Source organism: Neisseria benedictiae (genome assembly GCF_958267435.1).
In the GTDB taxonomy this organism is placed as follows: domain Bacteria; phylum Pseudomonadota; class Gammaproteobacteria; order Burkholderiales; family Neisseriaceae; genus Neisseria; species Neisseria bergeri.
The window spans coordinates 1-21,921 of record NZ_CATQFV010000070.1; the positions used below are offsets into that span (position 1 = coordinate 1).

General features: G+C 52.3%; 20 protein-coding genes and 2 pseudogenes. 10 read left to right on the top strand and 12 right to left on the bottom strand.

Annotation, left to right across the window (positions count from 1 at the left end; genetic code table 11):
• From Q3O12_RS10955 to Q3O12_RS09155, 7 genes and pseudogenes are all read right to left on the bottom strand, one after another.
• A pseudogene (locus Q3O12_RS10955) lies at positions 1–69 on the bottom strand (suppressor of fused domain protein); the annotation flags it as partial.
• A gap of 126 nt (positions 70–195) precedes the next feature.
• Positions 196–423, bottom strand: coding sequence for a hypothetical protein (locus Q3O12_RS09130; protein WP_118846955.1), 228 nt, complete (start codon positions 421–423; stop codon positions 196–198).
• A 9-nt stretch (positions 424–432) separates the two neighbouring features.
• Positions 433–1,167, bottom strand: coding sequence for an HINT domain-containing protein (locus Q3O12_RS09135; protein WP_308447791.1), 735 nt, complete (start codon positions 1,165–1,167; stop codon positions 433–435).
• A gap of 144 nt (positions 1,168–1,311) precedes the next feature.
• Positions 1,312–1,542 carry a hypothetical protein gene (locus Q3O12_RS09140; protein ID WP_002259487.1) on the bottom strand — a complete coding sequence of 77 codons (231 nt, stop codon included), beginning with the start codon at positions 1,540–1,542 and terminating at the stop codon, positions 1,312–1,314.
• 335 nt (positions 1,543–1,877) lie between these two features.
• A pseudogene (mafB, locus tag Q3O12_RS09145) lies at positions 1,878–2,945 on the bottom strand (polymorphic toxin MafB class 1); the annotation flags it as partial.
• A gap of 3 nt (positions 2,946–2,948) precedes the next feature.
• Positions 2,949–3,890 carry an adhesin MafA gene (gene mafA, locus Q3O12_RS09150; protein WP_301670167.1) on the bottom strand — a complete coding sequence of 314 codons (942 nt, stop codon included), beginning with the start codon at positions 3,888–3,890 and terminating at the stop codon, positions 2,949–2,951.
• Between the two features lie 119 nt (positions 3,891–4,009).
• On the bottom strand, positions 4,010–5,110 hold the full coding sequence (locus Q3O12_RS09155; RefSeq protein ID WP_301670181.1) for an anhydro-N-acetylmuramic acid kinase: 1,101 nt from the start codon (positions 5,108–5,110) through the stop codon (positions 4,010–4,012).
• Positions 5,111–5,262: 152 nt separating this feature from the next.
• On the opposite strand from Q3O12_RS09155, the gene Q3O12_RS09160 reads away from it, so the two are divergent.
• Both Q3O12_RS09160 and Q3O12_RS09165 read left to right on the top strand, forming a co-directional pair.
• The gene (locus Q3O12_RS09160; protein ID WP_301670168.1) at positions 5,263–6,837 is read left to right on the top strand and encodes an inorganic phosphate transporter; all 1,575 of its coding nucleotides are present in this window, start codon (positions 5,263–5,265) and stop codon (positions 6,835–6,837) included.
• A gap of 13 nt (positions 6,838–6,850) precedes the next feature.
• Positions 6,851–7,081 carry a hypothetical protein gene (locus Q3O12_RS09165; RefSeq protein WP_042508137.1) on the top strand — a complete coding sequence of 77 codons (231 nt, stop codon included), beginning with the start codon at positions 6,851–6,853 and terminating at the stop codon, positions 7,079–7,081.
• Positions 7,082–7,087: 6 nt separating this feature from the next.
• On the opposite strand, the gene hemN is transcribed toward Q3O12_RS09165, so the two are convergent.
• Positions 7,088–8,509, bottom strand: coding sequence for an oxygen-independent coproporphyrinogen III oxidase (gene hemN, locus Q3O12_RS09170; RefSeq protein ID WP_301670170.1), 1,422 nt, complete (start codon positions 8,507–8,509; stop codon positions 7,088–7,090).
• Between the two features lie 134 nt (positions 8,510–8,643).
• Between hemN and fnr the strand changes: the two genes are divergently transcribed.
• Positions 8,644–9,378, top strand: coding sequence for a fumarate/nitrate reduction transcriptional regulator Fnr (gene fnr, locus Q3O12_RS09175; protein WP_025456583.1), 735 nt, complete (start codon positions 8,644–8,646; stop codon positions 9,376–9,378).
• A gap of 112 nt (positions 9,379–9,490) precedes the next feature.
• On the opposite strand, the gene Q3O12_RS09180 is transcribed toward fnr, so the two are convergent.
• Positions 9,491–10,441 (bottom strand): CysB family HTH-type transcriptional regulator, encoded by a 951-nt coding sequence (locus Q3O12_RS09180; protein ID WP_301670171.1) that lies wholly within the window; start codon positions 10,439–10,441, stop codon positions 9,491–9,493.
• 363 nt (positions 10,442–10,804) lie between these two features.
• Between Q3O12_RS09180 and Q3O12_RS09185 the strand changes: the two genes are divergently transcribed.
• The 3 genes from Q3O12_RS09185 to Q3O12_RS09195 all read left to right on the top strand — a co-directional run bounded on the left by Q3O12_RS09185 (position 10,805) and on the right by Q3O12_RS09195 (position 13,300).
• Positions 10,805–11,500 carry an OmpA family protein gene (locus tag Q3O12_RS09185; protein WP_301670172.1) on the top strand — a complete coding sequence of 232 codons (696 nt, stop codon included), beginning with the start codon at positions 10,805–10,807 and terminating at the stop codon, positions 11,498–11,500.
• 365 nt (positions 11,501–11,865) lie between these two features.
• Positions 11,866–12,822, top strand: coding sequence for a thiamine-phosphate kinase (thiL, locus tag Q3O12_RS09190; protein ID WP_301670173.1), 957 nt, complete (start codon positions 11,866–11,868; stop codon positions 12,820–12,822).
• A complete protein-coding gene (locus Q3O12_RS09195) occupies positions 12,815–13,300 on the top strand; it encodes a phosphatidylglycerophosphatase A family protein (RefSeq protein WP_301670174.1) in 486 nt (161 codons plus the stop codon). The genes thiL and Q3O12_RS09195 overlap by 8 nt, the downstream gene beginning before the upstream one ends.
• 59 nt (positions 13,301–13,359) lie before the next feature.
• Here Q3O12_RS09195 and ettA read toward each other — a convergent pair whose 3' ends face one another.
• On the bottom strand, positions 13,360–15,036 hold the full coding sequence (gene ettA / locus Q3O12_RS09200; RefSeq protein WP_301670175.1) for an energy-dependent translational throttle protein EttA: 1,677 nt from the start codon (positions 15,034–15,036) through the stop codon (positions 13,360–13,362).
• Between the two features lie 235 nt (positions 15,037–15,271).
• Between ettA and Q3O12_RS09205 the strand changes: the two genes are divergently transcribed.
• From Q3O12_RS09205 to Q3O12_RS09220, 4 genes are all read left to right on the top strand, one after another.
• Complete coding sequence (locus Q3O12_RS09205) at positions 15,272–16,624, top strand: SLC45 family MFS transporter (protein ID WP_301670176.1); 1,353 nt, start codon at positions 15,272–15,274, stop codon at positions 16,622–16,624.
• Positions 16,625–16,745: 121 nt separating this feature from the next.
• Positions 16,746–19,004 carry a glycoside hydrolase family 65 protein gene (locus Q3O12_RS09210; RefSeq protein WP_301670177.1) on the top strand — a complete coding sequence of 753 codons (2,259 nt, stop codon included), beginning with the start codon at positions 16,746–16,748 and terminating at the stop codon, positions 19,002–19,004.
• A gap of 12 nt (positions 19,005–19,016) precedes the next feature.
• Positions 19,017–19,682, top strand: coding sequence for a beta-phosphoglucomutase (pgmB, locus tag Q3O12_RS09215; protein ID WP_301670178.1), 666 nt, complete (start codon positions 19,017–19,019; stop codon positions 19,680–19,682).
• Positions 19,683–19,813: 131 nt separating this feature from the next.
• Positions 19,814–20,485, top strand: a complete 672-nt coding sequence (locus Q3O12_RS09220; RefSeq protein WP_003686835.1) for a hypothetical protein — start codon at positions 19,814–19,816, stop codon at positions 20,483–20,485.
• Here the strand turns inward: Q3O12_RS09220 and Q3O12_RS09225 are convergent.
• Positions 20,460–20,711 carry a hypothetical protein gene (locus Q3O12_RS09225; RefSeq protein WP_301670179.1) on the bottom strand — a complete coding sequence of 84 codons (252 nt, stop codon included), beginning with the start codon at positions 20,709–20,711 and terminating at the stop codon, positions 20,460–20,462. The two genes, Q3O12_RS09220 and Q3O12_RS09225, sit on opposite strands and share 26 nt — an antisense overlap.
• A gap of 224 nt (positions 20,712–20,935) precedes the next feature.
• Positions 20,936–21,921: L-aspartate oxidase (locus Q3O12_RS09230; protein WP_301670180.1), on the bottom strand; the 986-nt coding region annotated here is incomplete at its 5' end.

Here is a 21,921-nt window from a genome sequence, read left to right on the forward strand (position 1 = left end):
CTGACTTCCCGAATCGCTTTTCGAGCCATGAGAAATAGTGCCTATATATTTTTCAATATGATTAATCATATTTTTCTTAGCTTCCCATCACTGTATCGAATAATCATAGACCAGATTGAGACAAAACGCCTTGTTCCCATTGATAGAAAGCCCGTCTGAAAAGTAAAAGCGTTTCAGACGGACTACGTTTGCCGACTATCCGACCCACTTTATTATCCAATGAGATTCTTGCAGGTATTCTTTTAATATTTCTAAGTTTTCGACCCAGTCATCGTAACTGTCAAATGATGAGAATTTGTCATTTGAAGATAACAGTATCAGAAATCCACCGGTATTTTCCTGGTCATCAATAATTTTTATGAATTTTTCTTCAGGATTGCCCCCATTCAGGATAACCCCCAAAGTATTGAATTTTATTTCCATAGACATCCCCTAATCTTTAATGGGAATATGGTTATTTGTTAGTGGTTTTTTCTTATTCGGGTCTATCCTTTCCAAATGGATATGAGGTACATTTGGTGCATGATTTCCCTCTAAAGAGTTGTTATCAATTCTAAATTGCCTTGTGCCTGCTTTGTTCCGATAAACGCCGCTACCTGATTTACCAATTTCTTTATATTCAGAACCTAAGTATTTAATTCCAGCATCTAAGGCTTCATCAGAAGATAAAGTATGCTTACTTGTTATATTACCTCTTTGAGTATTGGTTTCATTGATAACAGCATTAATTTTTCTTGGAGATTTTCCATACGGACAATCATTATGAACCCAAACCCCTTCCGTTTCCGCCTGATTGCCTTTGACAAAGTAAGTATGCCAGTCGGCAACGGTCAGATTGTAGGCTTTGAGCGGCTGCTGTTTGAGGGTAATGTTTTGAACTGTCTGTTTTGCACCGCTTTCGGAAAGCAGGGTGTCGCCTTTTTTCAGACGACCTGCCTGTATCCACTTTCCTTGACTGTAAAACGGATGGATGCGGTTGGAAATCAGGGTTTGGCTGTTGCCGATGCCGTCTGAAACTTTAATGTAAACGGTTTCTTGGTACGGATTGCCGTATCGGGCGGTAACGGGTTTGTATCCCGTTTTTCCGCTTGCCTCGTCCTTGGAAAGGACGCGGTCTCCGGCTTGAATATGGGCAATGGCTTTGTAGCCGTCTGCCGTTTTGACCAAGGTGCTGTCGTGGAAGGAGCAGGTGTAGGATTTTTGAAGAACTTAGTTCTCAATATCCTGTTTCAAATGAGGGGAAGGTCACCTGAAAATCAAAAACGGTTTCAGACAACCTTTTGATTGTGGGATTTTCAGCCCAACCTATGCTTATTCAACTAAACTGTCAATCAATTCTTTTATGTCATTACGGGTCAGTTCCATACCCGGTTCACCGATAAGTGCTAAATCATATATTATATTACGCGATTCTGGAGAATTATCTTTTGACCAAGCATACAGAAAATCAAAAGCAAGATTCGCAATTTTTTCATCCGAAGCGTTTTGATTGAACAATCTGAGCAGTTCAGAATATGCGTATTGTTGAGTTATTTTTTCCATGAATCTAATTCCTGTTTTGTTGGTGGATAATGCTGAGAGGTTACACTTTGTCCGTTAATTGATTTAGGATGAACCATAGTTACGTTCCCGCTATGGTCATAATTTTCTGTCCATTGTCGGGTACTACCTGTTTTAGGATTATATTCTGTAACAAAGCTATTACCCCTCGTTCTTCCCTCAGTTCTAGCAAATCGCTCAGCTTCATAATACCTGATTCTCCCATCAGGTAAAGTTTTCGTCCTAGACGCACTATTTTGAGCATCTTCCAAACCTGACAATTTCTTAGCTAATGCCGATTGGGCATTGGCAGAATGCGCATCCCCATATTGCTTGTATTTGGCTTGTGTGGCAACAGCAAAATCCTCGCTAACCTTTGCCTTCCCTAGTTTTGCCGCCCTCCCCGGTTTTGCCGCCTTCCCCAGTTTCGCCAACTTCTCAGCTTTGGCAAACGGCAGGATGTTGGCCAGGGCTTCGACGGTTTCGGCGGCATTGGGATTTTCCTGTATCCACCGGTCAACGGCTTCGCGCGTATTCTTTTCAAAGCCCGCCACGCTGCCAAAGCCGCCGATGACGGCGAATTTGCCCTCGGCGGGTAAGGGGGCGATGTTGCGCATTGCGGCTTTGTCTATGGCATAACCCGTTCCGTACAGTATGTCGCCTATGCCCAAGGCTTCGCCCGCGCTGATAAAAGGGTTGAGTGCTCCGGCGGCAATGCCGTTGATAAACTCCATGCTGTTGCCCCAGCGGTCGAGCTTGGCATTGTGCTCGAACATTTTTCTGTTGGCTTCATCGGCGCGGTCGGAGAAATTGCTGCCGAGATTGTTGTAGTTGTCGGACAGGCGTTGCCGGATGCTGCGGGTGTCGGTCGGATTGAGTTTGATGCTGCGGGCTGTGCCGTTGACGTGATAGGTGTATTCGTCGCGTGCGCCCGTAGGTTTGGGGTAATTGCCGCCCTTCGGGCCGTCGTAGGCATCGGCGGGATGATGTTCGTGTCCTTCCCAGTTGAGCCGGTATACGGTAAAGCCTTCGTCAACGTTGCCTTGTTCTTTGCTTGCGCTGTCGGCGGCGTGGTTGTCGAAGGGGGCGTGTTCTTCGTGTCCGTGTCCGGAAAAGCGGGTGTGGTAGCCGATTGTGCCGTTGATATTTGCCTGCTGGATGAGCAGATTGCCCATCTGGTGGGTATAGTCTTGGATGACGTTGATTTGACCGGTGCGGTCGGAGACGCTGCCGCGCGGGTCGCCGAAGAGGTGGTATTTGCCGCCGGGTTCGTAGTGCTGCCGTTGGGCGTTATCGGTAATGAACGGGTCTTGCGCCAAGTCCGCCGCGAGGGCGGGCTGTATGAGTGCAGCCGCCGCCACGGCGCAGGCGGCAAGGAGGTTTGTCAGTCTGCGCAGCGGTTTCACGGTTTATCCTCCTTTACGGCGGCGGATGACTTCATTGCCGACATCGGGGTTTTTACCGTTGTTTTGTTTGAAGTCGGGACGGTTTTGGGCGGTCGTGTCGCCGTAGGGGGTGATGTCGGAGAAATCGACCATCAGGCGGTCTGAAGCTTTGACGGTTTTGCTTACCTTGTAAGGGCCGGTCCAAAGGGCGTATTGTTCTTGGTATTGGGATTCGTAGGCGGCGGTTTTAGGGGCAATCAGCAGTTTCCGGCTGTCGCGGTCAACGGCGAAATATTCGAGCTTGGTCTGGGCTTTAAGGGTTTCGGCGTTGTAGAGGTGCAGTTCGGTACGGCTGCGGACGGTACCGAATACGTCGACGGTTACGAATACGTCGGTGTCGGCGTATTCGGGCGGTACGACCTCGATGCCGCGCAGGTAGAAGACGGTTTGAATAAGGTTGGTCAGGAAGGAAACGTCGCGGGGATTGGCGAGCAGGGTTTCGTTGCGGTAGTCGCCCGTGCCGTTGACGGACAGTCCGGCGGAGCGTTCGCCTTTGCGTCCGCTGTTTCTAGTCAGGGCGGTGGCGGGGGCGTTTAAGACCGATGTGGAAGTGGTTACGCTGGAGAGCGCGTCGGATTTGGTGGTGGCGGTAGTGTCGTAGGCGGGGTAGCTGTATTGGGTGGTACTTTCGGGGTTGTTGTGGTAGCCGCCGCGTATCAGTGCGTCGATAGAGTAGCGTCCACCGCTTATGTTGCCCGAACCTTGGTCGCCCATAACGGAGACGTAAAGGGCGGCTTTGCGTCCTTTCAGGGCGGACAAATCCATTTCTTTGACGGCGGCGCGGGACGATGCGGCGACGAGTTCCTGTTCGACGGCAAAGCGTTTGCCGCCGCCGTGGGCGGGAATGCCGGTCAGTGTGCCGCAGGCGGTGAGGACGAGGGGGATGAGGAGGAGCAGGATTTTCATAGCGGGGTTTGTTTTGTTTTGAACGAGTTTTGAGTATAAAGGGATTTTAAGGGTTTGTAAACGAAAGAGGCAAAAATGCCGTCTGAACGGCAGGACGGGCTTTCAGACGGCATTTGCGCTCAATAATAATATCCCGCGCCCAGAATACACGGTTTGGATGCGCCGGTTGCTTTGTGCGGACTACCGGGAATGCGATTAATCCAACACGCCGCCAACCACGCAAATGCGGCGGCTTCTACCCATTGCGGATCGAGGTTCAGTTCGGCGGTGCTGTGTAAGGAAACGCGTGTGCCGAAACATTCTGCCAAATCTGCCATTAAAACAGGATTGCGGATGCCGCCGCCGCAAATATACATTTGACGGGCATCTGCCGCTGCGTGTGAGACGGCGTCGAAAACGGTTTGCGCGGTGAATCGGGAAAGCGTCCGTAATACGTCGTATCGGTTTTCGCCGCCGTCAAGGTAGGTTTCGAGCCAATTTAGGGCAAACAGTTCGCGCCCCGTGCTTTTTGGGTGGGGTTGTGAGAAATATGGGTGGGCGAGCAGCCTGTCGAGCAGGTGCGGTAATATGTTGCCTTGTGCCGCTTTTTCACCGTTTTTGTCGTAAGGCAGCTGCCAGTGTGCCTGCGTCCACGCGTCCATCAGCATATTGCCCGGCCCTGTGTCGAAGCCGAAGGCGGGTGCGTCGGGGGGGAGTACGCTGATGTTGGCAATCCCGCCGATGTTCAGCACCACGCGTGTTTCCCTGTCGTCGCGGAACAGGGCTTCGTGAAAGGCGGGGACGAGCGGCGCACCTTGTCCGCCGGCCGCAAGGTCGCGGCTGCGGAAGTCGCCGACGGTAAAAATCTGAGTCAGTTCCGCCAGCAGCGGCAAATCGGCAAGCTGTACGCTGTAACCGTGTTCCGGCGCGTGTCGGACGGTTTGACCGTGGCAGCCGAGGGCGGTAATGTCGGACGGTGCGAGGTTTTGACTGCACAGCAGTTCGGCGACGGTTTGCGCATACAGGCGGCTGAGTTCTTGCGACAAAATCCTGCTGCGGTGCAGTTCGTCCGTGCCTGTGTCTTGCAAATCCAGCAATTTGCGGCGCAACCGGTCAGGGTAGGGGGTAAAGGCGTGCCCTTCCGCGCCCAGCCATTTGCTGCCGTCCATACGTATCAGTACGGCATCCGCCCCATCCATGCTGGTTCCCGACATGATGCCGATGTAAAGCTGTGTTTCCATCATCACTTCCAAACTGGTGCAAAACGCCATTTTAACGTGTATTGACGCTCGTATACCGATTTGCTGCCGCAGTGTAAATAAATGTTTCAAGACGGATTGCAAAAGGTTACAATATCTGCGAAAACCCTTCTGTGTTCACTAAGGAATCTTCCATGGCTCAAACTCAAATGAGTGCGAACTTGAAACTGATTAACGCCGTCTTTGCCGCCATGCTGGTAGGCATAGTCGGCTATTTTATCTATTGGGGTTTGGGTTATACCCACTACAATAACAGCGTGCTTTTCATCATCGCCACGATGTTCGGCGTGTTTATGGCGTTTAATGTTGGCGGCAACGATATTGCCAATTCTTTCGGTACCAGCGTCGGTTCCGGCACGCTGACGATCCCGCAGGCTTTGCTGATTGCGGCGGTGTTTGAGGTCAGCGGCGCGGTCATCGCGGGTGGCGAGGTAACCGATACCATACGCAAAGGCATCGTTGATTTGAACGGTATGAACCTCGAGCCCATGCAGTTTGTGTTTATCATGATGTCTGCACTCTTGGCGGCGGCTTTGTGGCTGCTGTTCGCGTCCCACAAAGGCCTGCCGGTTTCGACGACGCACGCGATTATCGGCGGCATCGTCGGCAGTGCGTTGTGTATGGCGGTTATGAACCATGCCGACTGGGGAACGTTGATTCAGTGGGGAAAATTGGGAGAAATCGGGATATCTTGGGTGCTGTCGCCTGTTTTGGGCGGTGCGGTTTCCTATTTCCTGTTTTCCCGCGTTAAGAAAAATGTCTTAGATTACAACGCTTGGGCGGAAGGTACGCTCAAGGGCATCAAGCAGGAAAAAAAGGCCTATAAAGAACAGCACCGCCTGTTTTTCGAGGGTTTGTCTGAGGCTGAAAAAGTCGAATACGCCACCAAAATGGCGCACGACGCGCAAATTTATGACGAGCCTGAATTTGATCCGCAAGAGCTGCAATCGGAGTATTACCGCGGTCTTTATGCGTTCGATAACCGTAAAAACAATGTCGATTCTTACAAGGCGTTGCACTCTTGGGTTCCCTTTATCGCTTCGTTCGGCGCGATGATGATTTCCGCTATGCTGATTTTCAAGGGTCTGAAAAACCTGCATCTGGGCATGAGCAATGTCAACAGCTTCCTGACTATCTTTATGATAGGTGCGGCGGTGTGGATGGGTACGTTTGTTTTTGCAAAAAGCCTCAAGCGTAAAGATTTGGGCAAATCGACCTTTCAGATGTTTTCATGGATGCAGGTCTTTACCGCATGCGGTTTCGCATTCAGCCACGGGGCGAACGATATCGCCAACGCCATCGGTCCGTTTGCCGCGATTATGGATGTTTTGCGGACTAACAGCGTTGCCGCGCAAAATGCCGTTCCTCCGATTGCCATGCTGACCTTCGGTATCGCACTGATTGTCGGTTTGTGGTTTGTCGGTAAAGAGGTGATTAAAACCGTCGGTACGAGTTTGGCTGAAATGCATCCTGCTTCGGGTTTTACCGCCGAACTGTCCGCCGCATCCGTCGTGATGGGGGCGTCGCTGATGGGGCTGCCTGTTTCCAGTACGCATATCTTGGTCGGCGCGGTACTCGGTATCGGTCTGGTCAACCGTAATGCCAATTGGAAACTGATGAAGCCCATCGGTTTGGCGTGGGTCATTACCCTGCCTGCCGCCGCCGTCCTGTCGGTGGCCAGCTATTTGATTTTGCAGGCAGTATTCTGATTGTAAAATACTGATGCCGTCTGAACCCGTGTTCAGACGGCATTTTGTTGATGGAATGTGCGGGCTTGTGCCTTATGCACAATCTGTTCTGTCGGGATATGCCGTTTGGTATCTTGGTTTCGGAACGGTCGGATACAAAGGTGCGGAACGTTATGATATGCCGCCGCCTGTCCTTGAAAACACTTATCCTGCCGGCAGCAAAATGCCGTCTGAAAAAGCCTTTCAGACGGCATTTGTACGTTAGCCGCAATCACACCGTTTGCGAATATTTCGCTTTGGTTTCTTTATGGCGCAGGTGGTAGTCGAAGACCATGGCGATGTTGCGGATGAGGAAGCGTCCTTTCGGGGTAACGGTCAGCCCGTGGCTGTTCAGGCGCACCAATCCCAAACCGGCGAGTTTTTCCAAATCCGCCAGTTCGTCTTTGAAGTAACGGTCGAACGGGATACCGAATATGTCTTCGTAAACACGGTAGTCGAGCGCGAAGCGGCACATCAAATCCTGAATGATGCTGCGGCGCAGGATGTCGTCCTGATTGAGCTGGTAGCCGCGCATGATGGGCAGTCTGCCTTCGTCGATGGCGGCATAGTAGGCATCGATGTCGCGTTCGTTTTGGGAGTAGGTGTTGCCGATTTTGCCGATGGACGACACGCCGATGGCGACCAAATCGCAATCCGCGTAGGTCGAATAGCCTTGGAAGTTGCGCTGGAGGAAGCCTTCTTTGAGGGCGATGGAGAGTTCGTCGTCAGGTTTGGCGAAATGGTCCATGCCGATGAAGACGTAGCCGCGCTCTGTCAGGGTTTGGACGCAGTATTGCAGCATATCGAGCTTCTCTTCGCTGTCGGGGACGGCGGCGGTATCGATGCGGCGTTGCGGTTTGAACACGTGCGGCAGGTGGGCGTAGTGGTAAAGGGCGAGGCGGTCGGGATCGAGCGACAAAACCGTGTCTATGGTGGTCTTGATGCTTTCCGAAGTCTGGTGCGGCAGACCGTAAATCAAATCGACGCTGACGGATTTGAACCCTGCCTCACGGGCGGCATCGATGACTTCTTTGGTTTCTTCGTAGCTTTGGATACGGTTGACCGCCGCCTGCACTTTGGGGTCGAAATCCTGAATGCCGACGCTCATGCGGTTGAAGCCGAGCCTGCCGAGCATGAGGACGGTGTCGCGGCTGACTTTGCGCGGGTCGATTTCGATGGAGTATTCGCCGGACGGTATCAGTTCGAAATGTTTGCGTATCATACGGAAGACGCGTTCGATCTGTTCGTCGCTCAAAAAGGTCGGCGTGCCGCCACCGAAGTGCAGTTGGGCAAGCTGGTGCCGTCCGTTCAGATGCGGGGCGAGCAGTTCCATTTCTTTTTCAAGATATTCGATGTAGGCATCGGCGCGGCTTTTGTCTTTGGTGATGATTTTGTTGCAGCCGCAGTAGTAGCAGATGGTGTTGCAGAACGGAATGTGAATGTAAAGGGAAAGCGGTTTGTTTAACGCGCCCATACCGCGCAAATGTAAAGCTTTGATATATTCGCCTTCGCGGAAACCGTCATGGAAACGGTCGGCGGTAGGGTAGGAAGTATAGCGCGGGCCGCTGGCGGGCAGGCTGGCAATCAGTTCGCGGTCAAACTCGGGGCGGTCATCGTTTACATTGTGATTGTTCTGTATCTGAATGATTTTCATGGTGTGTGTGCGGTTTTATGATGTTAGTCAAATTTTGGATAGTTTGGTAGAATGCCACAGTATGATAAACCTGTCTTGATATGTGTCAACAAGCACATAATCGGGATGGGACAAAACACACGAAAAGGTACGGTATGGCTTCGCATAATACTACACATCAGATGAAAACCTTGTGTTCTTCCTGTTCTTTGCGGGAACTTTGTCTGCCTGTCGGATTGCTGCCCAACGAGTTCAGCCAACTCGATGCCGTCATCCGCCAAAGCCGCCGCCTGAAAAAAGGCGAATACCTGTTCCGTGCCGGCGAAGCCTTTACTTCGCTCTTTGCCATCCGTTCGGGCTTCTTCAAAACAACCGTCGCCAGTCAGGACGGCCGCGATCAGGTAACGGGTTTCTTTATGTCGGGCGAACTCATCGGCATGGACGGCATCTGTTCCCATGTGCACAGTTGCGATGCGGTCGCCTTGGAAGACAGCGAAGTGTGCGAACTGCCGTTTACCCACATCGAAGAACTCGGTCAGAATATCCCCAGCCTGCGTACCCACTTTTTCCGCATGATGAGCCGTGAAATCGTGCGCGATCAAGGTGTTATGCTGCTGTTGGGTAATATGCGCGCCGAAGAACGGATTGCCGCCTTCCTGCTGAACCTTTCCCAAAGGCTCTACTCGCGCGGTTTCGCCGCCAACGACTTCATCTTAAGAATGTCCCGCGAAGAAATCGGCAGCTATCTCGGGCTGAAACTCGAAACCGTCAGCCGCACATTGTCCAAGTTCCATCAGGAAGGATTGATTTCCGTCGAACACAAACACATCAAGATTCTCAATCTGCAAGTGCTGAAAAAAATGGTATCCGGTTGTTCGCACGCCATTTGATTAACCTGTACGAGCATTTCAGACGGCATTCTCAATAAACACAGGGCAGACGAAAATATCTGCCCTGTTTGTTTTATCTGCCGCAAAATGCCGTCTGAAAACCGGCAGCCGCCTAAATCGAAAAATCCTCGCTGATGGGCGTGTACAGAATCCTGTCCACCTTCTCGCGTGTCAGGTGCGGTGCAAACGATTGGATAAAGTCATACGCATATCCGCGCAAATAAGTATCGTTGCGTAAGGCAATCCATGTTGGAGAAGGTTCAAACAAATGTGCGGCATCCACAAGTTGCAAATCGTCATCCGTATCCGGGTTGTAGGCCATCTTTGCCATCAATCCCACGCCCAAACCCAAGCGCACATAAGTCTTCAATACGTCCGTATCCGCCGCCGCCAATGCGACATCCGGCCGTTCCAAACGGGCTTTGGCGAATGCCCGCGCGATGCTGCTGCCCGCATTGAATGCAAATTCATAAGTAATCAGCGGAAACCTCGCCAAATCTTCAATACGGAGGGGATTCCTGCATTCGAGCAACGGATGGTCTCCCGGCACGATTACCGCGTGCGTCCACTCATAACAGGGAAGCCCCGCCAGTTCCGGCCGGTCGTCTATCCGCTCCGTGACAATCGCCAAATCCGCCTCGCCCGAAGCAGCCATCCGCGCAATGGCGGCAGGGCTCCCCTGTTTGATGGTCAGATTGACTTTCGGATAGCGTTTCACAAAATCGGCAACAATCAAGGGCAGGGCATAGCGTGCCTGAGTATGTGTTGTGGCTACCGTCAGCGAACCGCTGTCATGCCCCGTAAACTCGCTGCCGATGTTTTTAATGTTCTGCACATCGCGCAAAATACGTTCCGCAATATCCAAAACCGCCTTGCCCGGCTGCGAGACGGAAACCACGCGCTTGCCGCTGCGGATAAAAATCTGAATGCCGATTTCTTCTTCCAGCAATTTGATTTGTTTGGAGATGCCGGGTTGTGATGTGAATAAGGCCTCGGCCGCTTCGGAAACGTTCAGGTTGTGCCGGTAAACTTCTAAGGCGTATTTCAATTGTTGTAATTTCATGGCGGGTCGGTGTCGGTCTGTGTCGGGTGGCTGAACATTGTTTATAATTTATCATATTTTCTTGCCGGTACGGTATGGGGCTTTGCCGTTGTGTTTGTTGTTTTTGTGCAACGGCAATCGTGCGATATGGAAAAAATCCCCCTAAAGTAATGACACGGAATTGATTTTTCGGCATGATAGACGATTAGGAAACAGGCTGTTTTACGGTTGTTTTCAGGCGTTGAGTATTGACAGTCCGCCCCCTGCTTCTTTATAGTGGAGACTGAAATATCCGATTTGCCGCCATGTTTCTACAGCGGCCTGTATGTTGGCAATTCAGCAGTTGCTCCTGTATCTGCTGTACAAATTTAATGAGGGAATAAAATGACCAAACAGCTGAAATTAAGCGCATTATTCGTTGCATTGCTCGCTTCCGGCACTGCTATGGCGAGCGAAGCCCATATCCACGGTTATACCGTGAGCGGCCAATCGCAAGAAGTCGTACGCAACAACTACGGCGAATGCTGGAAAAATACCTACTTCGACAAAGCAACCCAAGGCCGCGTAGAGTGCGGCGATGCAGTTGAACCGGCTCCTGTTGCTGTTGTAGAGCAGGCTCCGCAATATGTTGACGAAACCGTTTCCCTGTCTGCCAAAACCCTGTTCGGTTTCGACAAAGACGTACTGCGTACCGAAGCCCAAGACAACCTGAAAGTATTGGCCCAACGCCTGGGTCAAACCAACGTACAATCCGTACGTGTTGAAGGTCATACCGACTTCATGGGTTCTGAAAAATACAACCAGGCCCTGTCCGAGCGTCGCGCCAACGTAGTGGCAAACTACTTGGTCAGCAACGGTGTGCCTGCCTCTAAAACTTCTGCTGTCGGCTTGGGCGAATCTCAAGCGCAAATGACTCAGGTTTGTGAAGCCGAAGTCGCCAAACTGGGTGCAAAAGCCTCTAAAGCCAAAAAACGTGAGGCTCTGATTGCATGTATCGAACCTGACCGCCGTGTTGACGTGAAAATCCGCAGCATCGTAACCCGTCAGGTTGCGCCGGCTCATGTTCACACCCAACAATAAGCTTTAAAAGCATCTTGCCGATGGGTAGGGTTGGATTCCTCTTCTGTATAAGAGAAGAGGTTTACGTATCAAACTCTAATCGGTTCTGATGAAACAAAACAAACCCCGCTTTTGCGGGGTTTGTTTTTAGGATGCTTGAGGAAACGGTTATTGTCAGAATATGGGGTAGGGTTTATGCTCCATCAAAATCTTCCTGGTGTCTTGAAACTCCGGTTTTGAAGGCGATAGAATTTGGATTTGTTTGTGAGGGAACAAACTCTCTCAAATCAGTGCTGTACGCGGTGCTGCGTTTTATGTGCGGTACTGTGTAAAATACAGCAGATTAATAAAAATCAACATGGCGGTGCGTTCGGATATTTTGCGACATGAAAGAATTTGACTTCATCAAACGGTATTTGCAAACAGGTGCGGATAAGGATGTCGTATTGGGCATAGGCGACGATGCGGCAATTATCCGCCCACGTGAGGGTTTCGATTTGTGTTTCAGTGCGGATATGCTGCTGAGGGACAGGCATTTTTTTGCAGATGTCAAACCTGAAGACTTGGCTTGGAAGGTTTTGGCCGTCAATATTTCAGATATGGCGGCGATGGGTGCGATACCGCGTTGGGTGCTGCTGAGCGCGGCGTTGCCCGAATTGGATGAAGTATGGCTGGAACGGTTTTGCGGCAGTTTTTTCGGTTTGGCGGGAAAGTTCGGTATCACCTTAATCGGCGGCGATACGACCAAGGGCGATATGGCGTTCAATGTAACCATTATCGGCGAATTGCCGAAAGGTAGGGCATTGCGGCGTGATGCGGCGGTTGCGGGCGACGATATTTGGGTGTCGGGGCGTGTCGGTATGGCGGCGGCGGCTTTGAACTGCCGTCTGAAACGGTGTGTGTTGCCGGATGATGTGTTTGCCGAATGCGAACAAAAGCTGCTCCGCCCCGAGCCAAGGGTTGAACTGGGGCTTGCGCTGTTGCCGTTTGCCCGGGCGGCGCAGGATGTTTCAGACGGCCTCGCGCAAGATTTGGGGCATATCCTGACCGCTTCCGGCGTGGGGGCGGAAATTTGGGCCGATTCGCTGCCGTCTTTATCCGTATTGAAAGATATTTTGCCCCGAGCGCAATGGCTGTCTTATACTTTGGCGGGCGGCGACGATTACGAACTGGTATTTACCGCATCGGAAAGTTGCCGCAGCCGCGTGCTTGATGCGGGGGAACGGTGCGGCGTGCCGGTAACGCGCATCGGCAAAATCAACGGAGGATGCCGTCTGAAGGTTTTAGATGCCGACGGCAGGGAATTGGAACTACATTCTTTAGGATTCGATCATTTTGGCTGATTTTAAACCTGACTTTGCGTGGCTGTTGAAACGGCCGTTGTGTTTTTTGGCTTTCGGTTTCGGCAGCGGACTGGCTCCGTTCGCGCCGGGCACATTCGGCACTTTGGCGGCATTGCCTTTGGCGTTTGTGCTGATATTGGCGGGTGTGGACGGATGGCTGCTGGCTTTTTTGTGTATCGTGCTGTTTATGTGGGGCATACGCATTTGCGCGTGTGCGGAACGTGAAACGGGTGTCAGCGACCACGGTGGGATTGTTTGGGACGAGATTGTCGCCATGCTGTTTGTGTTGGCGTTTGTGCCGTTCAGGTGGACGTGGTGGCTGGCGGCGTTCGTCTTATTCCGCCTGTTTGACGTGCTCAAACCGCCTCCCGTCGGTTGGTTTGATAAGAATCTGCACGGCGGTTTGGGCATTATGGCGGACGATATGGCGGCGGCGGTGATGACCTTGATTGTCTTGAGGATTGCAATGCTGTTTTAAACGGGGCTGCCTTGTAACAATGCCGTCTGAAAGCCTTTCAGACAGCATTGTTTCGGAGGTTAACGCGTTACCGGTTTATATTTAATCCGTTTCGGTTTCGCGCCTTCTTCGCCGAGTCGGCGTTTCTTATCGGCTTCATACTCCTGATAGTTGCCGTCGAAGAACATCCATTTCGAATCGCCTTCACAAGCCAGAATATGCGTAGCAATACGGTCGAGGAACCAGCGGTCGTGCGAAATCACCATCACGCTACCGGCAAATTCCAACAATGCGTCTTCCAACGCGCGCAGGGTTTCTACGTCGAGGTCGTTAGACGGTTCGTCCAGCAGCAATACATTGCCACCGCTCAACAAGGTTTTTGCCAAGTGCAAACGTCCGCGTTCGCCGCCGGAAAGCTGCCCTGCGATTTTGCTTTGGTCGCTGCCTTTAAAGTTGAAGCGTCCCAAATATTGGCGGGCGGGAATTTCGAACTGTCCGACCTGCAAAATGTCGCGGCCTTCGGCGATGTTGTCGAACACGGTTTTGTCGTTTTGCAAACCTTCGCGGCTTTGGTCGATCAGGCTCATTTTCACGGTTTGCCCGATTTTCACTTCGCCGGAATCGGGCTGCTCTTTGCCCGCAATCATTTTAAACAGCGTCGATTTACCCGCGCCGTTCGGGCCGATGATGCCGACAATCGCGCCCGCAGGCACTTTGAAGCTCAAATCGTCAATCAGCACTTTATCGCCGAACGATTTGGAAACATTCACAAATTCAATTACTTCGTTACCCAAACGCTCGGCAACGGGAATAAAGATTTCCTGCGTTTCATTGCGTTTTTGGTATTCGTAGTTGCTCATTTCTTCAAAACGCGCCAAACGCGCCTTGGACTTGGCTTGGCGGCCTTTGGCATTTTGGCGCACCCATTCCAATTCCTGCTTCATCGCCTTCACGCGCGCTGCTTCGGATTTCGCCTCGTTTTCCAAGCGTTTTTCTTTCTGCTCCAGCCAAGACGAGTAATTGCCTTTCCACGGAATACCGTGTCCGCGGTCGAGTTCCAAAATCCATTCGGCAGCGTTGTCCAAGAAGTAGCGGTCGTGCGTTACCGCGACCACCGTGCCGGGGAAGCGCACGAGGAATTGCTCCAGCCATTCGACCGATTCCGCATCCAAGTGGTTGGTCGGCTCGTCCAACAGCAGCATATCCGGCTTGCTCAACAAGAGTTTGCACAAGGCGACGCGTCGTTTTTCACCGCCGGACAAATTGCCGATTTTGGCATCCCAATCAGGCAGGCGCAGTGCGTCAGCAGCGATTTCCAATTCGTGTTCCGCACCGCCGCCCGTGGACGAACCCGCCGCAATAATCGCTTCCAAGCGGCCCTGCTCTTCCGCCAGCGCGTCAAAATCCGCATCGGGATTGGCGTACTCGGCATACACTTCTTCCAAACGTTTCTGCGCGGCGGCTACTTCGCCCAAACCGCTTTCCACTTCCTCACGCACGGTTTTTTCAGGATCAAGCTCCGGCTCTTGCGGCAGGTAGCCGATTTTGATGCCGCCCATCGGCACAGCTTCGCCCTCAAATTCCTTATCCACACCCGCCATAATCCGCAGCACGGTGGACTTGCCCGCGCCGTTCAAACCGAGCAGGCCGATTTTCGCGCCAGGGAAAAATGAAAGGGAAATATCTTTAATGATGGTTTTCTGCGGCGGCACAACCTTGCTCACGCGCAGCATAGAATAGACGTATTGTTGGGACATGGTTTTCTCGATTCGGTCAAACAAATTTCAGACGGTCCATTTTAACCGATAATTTGATTTAAGCCAGTTTATCCGCGAACCGATATTGCCAAAATCGGGCAGGATTCATAAAATCCGCCTATCTCTTTGAAATTAGACAAACAAAAAAATAATAATGATAGAGGGTTGCCACACCGGCAACCATTTCGGATTTTCCAAAGCAAATACTTTTCAAATCAAAAAAAGGATTTACCTTATGTCGGAATATACGCCTCAAACAGCAAAACAAGGTTTGCCCTCACTGGCAAAAAGCACGATTTGGATGTTGAGCTTCGGCTATCTCGGCGTTCAGACGGCCTTTACCCTGCAAAGCTCGCAAATGAGCCGAATTTTTCAAACACTAGGCGCAGACCCGCACAATTTAGGCTGGTTTTTCATCCTGCCGCCGCTGGCCGGCATGCTGGTTCAGCCGATTGTGGGCTACTACTCAGACCGCACTTGGATGCCGCGCTTGGGCGGCCGCCGCCTGCCCTATCTGCTTTACGGCACGCTGATTGCGGTTATCGTGATGATTCTGATGCCGAACTCGGGCAGCTTCGGTTTTGGCTACGCTTCTTTGGCGGCTTTGTCGTTTGGCGCGCTGATGATTGCGCTGTTGGACGTGTCGTCGAATATGGCGATGCAGCCGTTTAAGATGATGGTCGGCGACATGGTCAACGAGGAGCAGAAAAGCTACGCCTACGGGATTCAAAGTTTCTTAGCGAATACGGGCGCGGTTGTGGCGGCGATTCTGCCGTTTGTGTTCGCGTATATCGGTTTGGCGAACACGGCCGAAAAAGGCGTTGTGCCGCAGACCGTGGTCGTAGCATTCTATGTGGGCGCGGCGTTACTGATTATTACCAGTGCGTTCACGATTTTCAAAGTCAAAGAATACGATCCGGAAACCTACGCCCGCTATCACGGCATCGATGTCGCTGCGAATCAGGAAAAAGCCAACTGGTTCGAACTTTTGAAAACCGCGCCTAAAGCGTTTTGGACGGTTACTTTGGTACAATTCTTCTGCTGGTTTGCTTTCCAATATATGTGGACTTATTCGGCAGGCGCGATTGCGGAAAACGTCTGGCACACCACCGATGCGTCTTCCGTAGGTTATCAGGAGGCGGGCAACTGGTACGGCGTTTTGGCGGCGGTACAATCCATTGCTGCCGTTATCTGCTCGTTTATTCTGGCAAAAGTACCGAATAAATACCATAAGGCGGGTTATTTCGGTTGCTTGGCTTTGGGTGCGCTCGGTTTCTTCTCCGTTTTCTTCATCAGCAATCAATACGCGCTGGTGTTGTCTTATACCTTAATCGGCATTGCGTGGGCAGGCATCATTACCTATCCGCTGACGATTGTGACCAATGCCCTCTCAGGCAAACACATGGGTACTTATTTGGGCCTGTTCAACGGCTCTATCTGTATGCCTCAAATCGTCGCTTCGCTGCTGAGTTTCGTCCTCTTCCCTATGCTGGGCAGCCATCAGGCAACCATGTTCTTGGTTGCCGGCGCAGTCTTGCTGATGGGGGCTTTCTCAGTATGCCTGATTAAAGAGACCCACGGCGAATAATCCGTTTCAACACCATCGGCAAAGGCCGTCTGAAACTTCTGCCGACGCTTTATCCGATTCAATAAGGCAAACCGTATTTCCAAACGGTTTGCCATAAAACCATCAAAACAGGAGCTTTACGATGTACACAAGAATTATGGAAATCAGCCCTTGGACGCTGCGTTCGGCAAAGCTGGAAAAAGAACACAAACGGCTGCAAGAGAGCCTGACCAGTTTGGGCAACGGCTATATGGGTATGCGCGGCAGCTTTGAGGAAACCTATTCCGCCGACAGCCACTTGGGCACCTACATCGCCGGCGTGTGGTTTCCCGACAAAACCCGCGTCGGCTGGTGGAAAAACGGCTACCCCAAATATTTCGGCAAAGCCATCAACGCGCTCAATTTCAGCAAAGTCAAAATCTTTGTCGACGGGCAGGAAGTGGACTTGGCGAAAAACGACGTTGCCGGCTTCTCCGTCGAACTCGATATGCAGCACGGCGTGTTGCGCCGCTTGTTCACCGTATTCGGCGTGCGTTTCGATGTGTGCAAATTCCTGTCCGTCGCGCAAAAAGAGCTGGCGGTTATCCGCTGGGAAGCCGTATCCGTTGACGGCAAAACCCACCAAGTCCGCATCGATTCCATCATCGATGCCGACGTGAAAAACGAAGACTCCAACTACGAAGAAAAATTCTGGCAGGTATTGGACAAAGGCGTTTCAGACAGTCTCTCCTACATTGCCGCCCAAACCGTTGCCAACCCTTTCGGCGTGGAACAATTTATCGTCAACGCCGAGCAAACTTTCGCCGGCAGCTTCAAAGCCCTCAGCGGCAGCCAAACCGACTGGCAGGTCTCCAATTCTTTCGAAGCCGAAGTCGGCAGCACGCCCGAAACCTTTGAAAAACGGGTTATCGTTACCACCAGCCGCGATTATCAAGGCTTGGAAGCAGTGAAAGCCGCAGGCCGCGCCTTGTCGGAAAAAATCGCAGGCGTTGCGTTTGAAACCTTGCTGGACGCGCACAAAGCAGGCTGGCTGCACCGTTGGGAAATCGCCGACGTGGTCATCGAAGGCAACGACGAAGCGCAGCAAGGCATCCGTTTCAATCTGTTCCAACTGTTCTCCACCTACTACGGCGAAGACGCGCGTCTGAACATCGGCCCGAAAGGCTTTACCGGCGAAAAATACGGCGGCGCGACCTATTGGGACACCGAAGCCTACGCAGTGCCGCTCTACCTCGCACTAGCAGAACCTGAAGTTACCCGCAACCTGCTGCAATACCGCCGCAACCAACTGCCGCAGGCGCAGCACAACGCGCGCGAACAGGGCTTGGCGGGCGCACTCTATCCGATGGTAACGTTTACGGGTATCGAGTGCCACAACGAATGGGAAATCACCTTCGAGGAAATCCACCGCAACGGCGCGATTCCTTACGCCATCTACAACTACACCAACTACACCGGCGACGAGGGCTATCTTGCCAAAGAAGGCTTGGAAGTCTTGGTCGAAGTGTCCCGCTTCTGGGCGGACCGCGTCCACTTCTCCAAACGCAACGGCAAATACATGATTCACGGCGTAACCGGCCCGAACGAATACGAAAACAACATCAACAACAACTGGTACACCAACACCCTCGCCGCATGGGTATTGGACTACACCCGCGAAGCCTTGGCGAAATACCCGCGTCCGGATTTGAACGTGCGTGCCGCCGAGTTGGAAAAATGGGCGGACATCAGCGCGAATATGTACCGTCCGCATGACGAAGAACTCGGCGTATTCGTCCAACACGACGGCTTCCTTGATAAAGACATCCGCCCCGTGTCCGCGCTTTCGCCCGACGATTTGCCGCTCAACCAGAAATGGTCGTGGGACAAAATCCTGCGTTCGCCCTTCATCAAGCAGGCGGACGTGTTGCAAGGTATCTACTTCTTCGGCGACCGTTTCAATATCGACGAAAAACGCCGCAACTTCGACTTCTACGAACCGATGACCGTGCATGAAAGCTCGTTGTCTCCATGTATCCACGCCATCCTTGCCGCCGAACTGGGCAAAGAAGAAAAAGCCGTGGAAATGTACCGGCGCACCGCCCGCCTGGACTTGGACAACTACAACAACGACACCGAAGACGGCCTGCACATCACCTCCATGACCGGCTCGTGGCTCGCCATCGTCCAAGGTTTCGCCCAAATGAAAACCTGGGGCGGCAAACTCAGCTTCGCCCCGTTCCTGCCGAGTGCGTGGACAGGCTATGCCTTCCACATCAACTACCGCGGCCGTCTGATTAAGGTCGCCGTCGGCAAAGAAAACGTCGTCTTCACCCTGCTCAAAGGCGAGCCGCTCGAATTGCAGGTATACGGCAAAGACATCACGCTCAACGGCAGCCACACCGTTGCGTTAGAAAAATAAGGAGGATGCAAAATGACTTTCACTGCAGTGCTTTTTGACCTCGACGGCGTCATCACCGACACCGCCGAATACCACTACCACGCATGGAAAAAGCTCGCCGAAGAACTGGGCATCAGCATCGACCGCAAATTTAACGAGCAGCTCAAAGGCGTGTCGCGCGACGATTCGCTCAAACGCATCCTCGCGCACGGCGGCAAAACCGTCAGCGAAGCCGAGTTCGCCGAACTGACCCGCCGCAAAAACGACAACTACGTCGAGATGATTCAGGCAGTCAAACCCGAAGACGTGTACCCCGGCATTTTGCCCCTGCTGGAAGCATTGAGGGCAAACGGCAAAAAAATCGCCCTCGCGTCCGCCAGTAAAAACGGCCCGTTCCTACTGGAACGCATGGGGCTGACCCACTTCTTCGACACCGTCGCCGACCCTGCCGCCGTCGCGCATTCCAAACCCGCCCCCGACATCTTCCTCGCCGCCGCCGAGGGCGCGGGCGCGGACATCCGCCAATGCATCGGCATTGAAGACGCCGCAGCCGGCGTCGCCGCCATTAAAGCCGCCGACGCTTTGCCCGTCGGCGTGGGCAAAGCCGAAGACTTGGGCAGCGATATCGCGCTGGTCTCCGGCACCGCCGAGCTGACCTACGCCTACCTGCAAAACGTGTGGGCACAGTCGGGCAGGTAAAACGCGTCAGATAAAGTGTCAGGGAAGTAAAAAGGCCGTCTGAACAGTGTTTCAGACGACCTTTCTGCTTTTCAAGAGCATTGAGTAATGATCCAGATGCTATTGTAATTTTAAGAACCGTGGATTAAATTATGAATGTAAACAAAGATTTTTTTCTTGCAAGAGACGGCCATCCGAGCCTGAAACAGTTTTATTTTATTGGCGCGCCATTTGAAAAAGCACTGGATCTTTATCTAAAAAGACGTATGGATTTAAGTGATTTTTATCAAAATCTAAAACCGAAACTATCGTATTTGGATGAGGAGTATACCCTCAGTCAGAAATTGGATTTCTTGAATCCGCTTGAGATTACCGGATCATCCAAATATTTATTGTTGGAAACGCAGTCTGATTGGTCATTGCTAATAGGTAATAACCGGAACGGCACAGACTTTTCAAGTGTGCCGTATGAAGCCTTGCTGTGGAAAATCAGATTATTGACTATGTATTTACGTCCATATTTTGGCAAAGACGAATTCGGTGCGGTCTCATTTACCCTGTATGAGGGCAGCAAACAGGTTTCCCGTCATGACTGCGAAACCAGAAATGTTATGCTGCATAAAGAAACCAGTCGTGTCGAGTTTATGGAATATGGCACGCCGCTGCCGTTTGAACAGACAGAAAAATATACCGAAAGACTCAAAAAAAACAGGCTGACTGTGGAGATGATCGAAGAATATTGCAAACATTTAGGCATTTCATTATTTGATTTGGACTTCTACCAGTCCAAAGCCGCCCTTATTGAGATATTGAGAAACAAATAACTTTCATCTCTTCAAAAAGACAGTCTGAAAAATATCCAGGCTGTCTTTTAACGTCGGCAGCCAGAGCGGCCTCTTTGCCGGCGAAGGCGGCTACCACATCACAGCCGACGGTGTCCGGCTCAAAGGCGGTGCCATCGCTTCTGCCGCAGACAAAGACCACAACGAACTCACCGCCCGCAGTTTCAGCTTTGAAGACATCCGCAACGAAAGCAGCTACAGTGCCCAAAGCATGGGTATCGGTAATAGTGGATTAAATTTAAACCAGTACGGCGTTACCTCGCCTTGCCGTACTATTTGTACTGTCTGCGGCTTCGTTGCCTTGTCCTGATTTTTGTTAATCCACTATAGAACAGATTGATAACCCAACTTACGCAACCATAAAAACTGAATGCTAATTTCTCAACCATGCTATTCAAATTTATTTGAACGATTTTTTCTGACCAGTCAACCTTAACAATCACTATTAAAATGCGCGCCGATGTTTTGCCGCCTTGCGTATGCGGCTTGGGCGACGGCGAGGCTGCATTCGAGCAGGTTGCGGTTTTCGTATTCGGACGCGGTGTGCGGCTCGGCTTGGTTTTGCTTCCAAAGCCGCAGTTGGGTGATGGCGCGGCGCAAGCCGGTATCGTTGCGTAGGATGCCTAGATGGCGTTGGTTGAACGTTTGCAGGACGGGGCGGCTGAATGCGCTTTGGATGCCGTCTGAAAAGATGCCTGCTTCGGCGGAGGGGCTTTCAGACGACCTTGGGGACGGTGCGGTTTGGAACGCTTGTCCGTCCGCGATGGTTTGGGCGGCAAGTCTGGCGGTAACGACGCATTCGAGCAGGGAGTTGCTGGCGAGGCGGTTGGCTCCGTGCAAGCCGGTGCAGGCTGTTTCGCCTAAGGCGTAGAGCTGCGGCAGGGAGGTTCTGCCGCTGGGGTCGGTTTGGATGCCGCCGCAGGTGTAGTGTTGCACGGGACGGACGGGGATGGCTTGGCGCGTGATGTCCAAGCCGCATTGGGACAGGCAGTGCCGATGGATGGACGGGAAATGCTGACGGACGAATGCTGCGGGTTGGCGGCTGATGTCGAGTGAGACGAAGTCTTGCGTTTGCTTGGCGATTTCGGCGGCGATGGCGCGGGCAACGATGTCGCGCGGTGCGAGTTCGGCGCGGCGGTCGTAATGCGGCATAAACCGTTCGCCCGATTGGTTGGTCAGGATGCCGCCTTCGCCGCGCACGGCTTCGGAAATCAGGAAGGTGCGGCCGTTTTCAGACGGACTTGCCAAGCCTGTGGGGTGGAATTGGATAAATTCGAGGTTTTCGACTGCGCAGCCTGCGCGTATCGCCATGGCGATAGCGTCGCCCGTGCATTCGGGCGGCGTGGTGGTGGCGGCGTAGATCTGCCCCAAGCCGCCGCCTGCAAGTACGGTATGGCGGGGGGGGGGGGGGGGGGGTT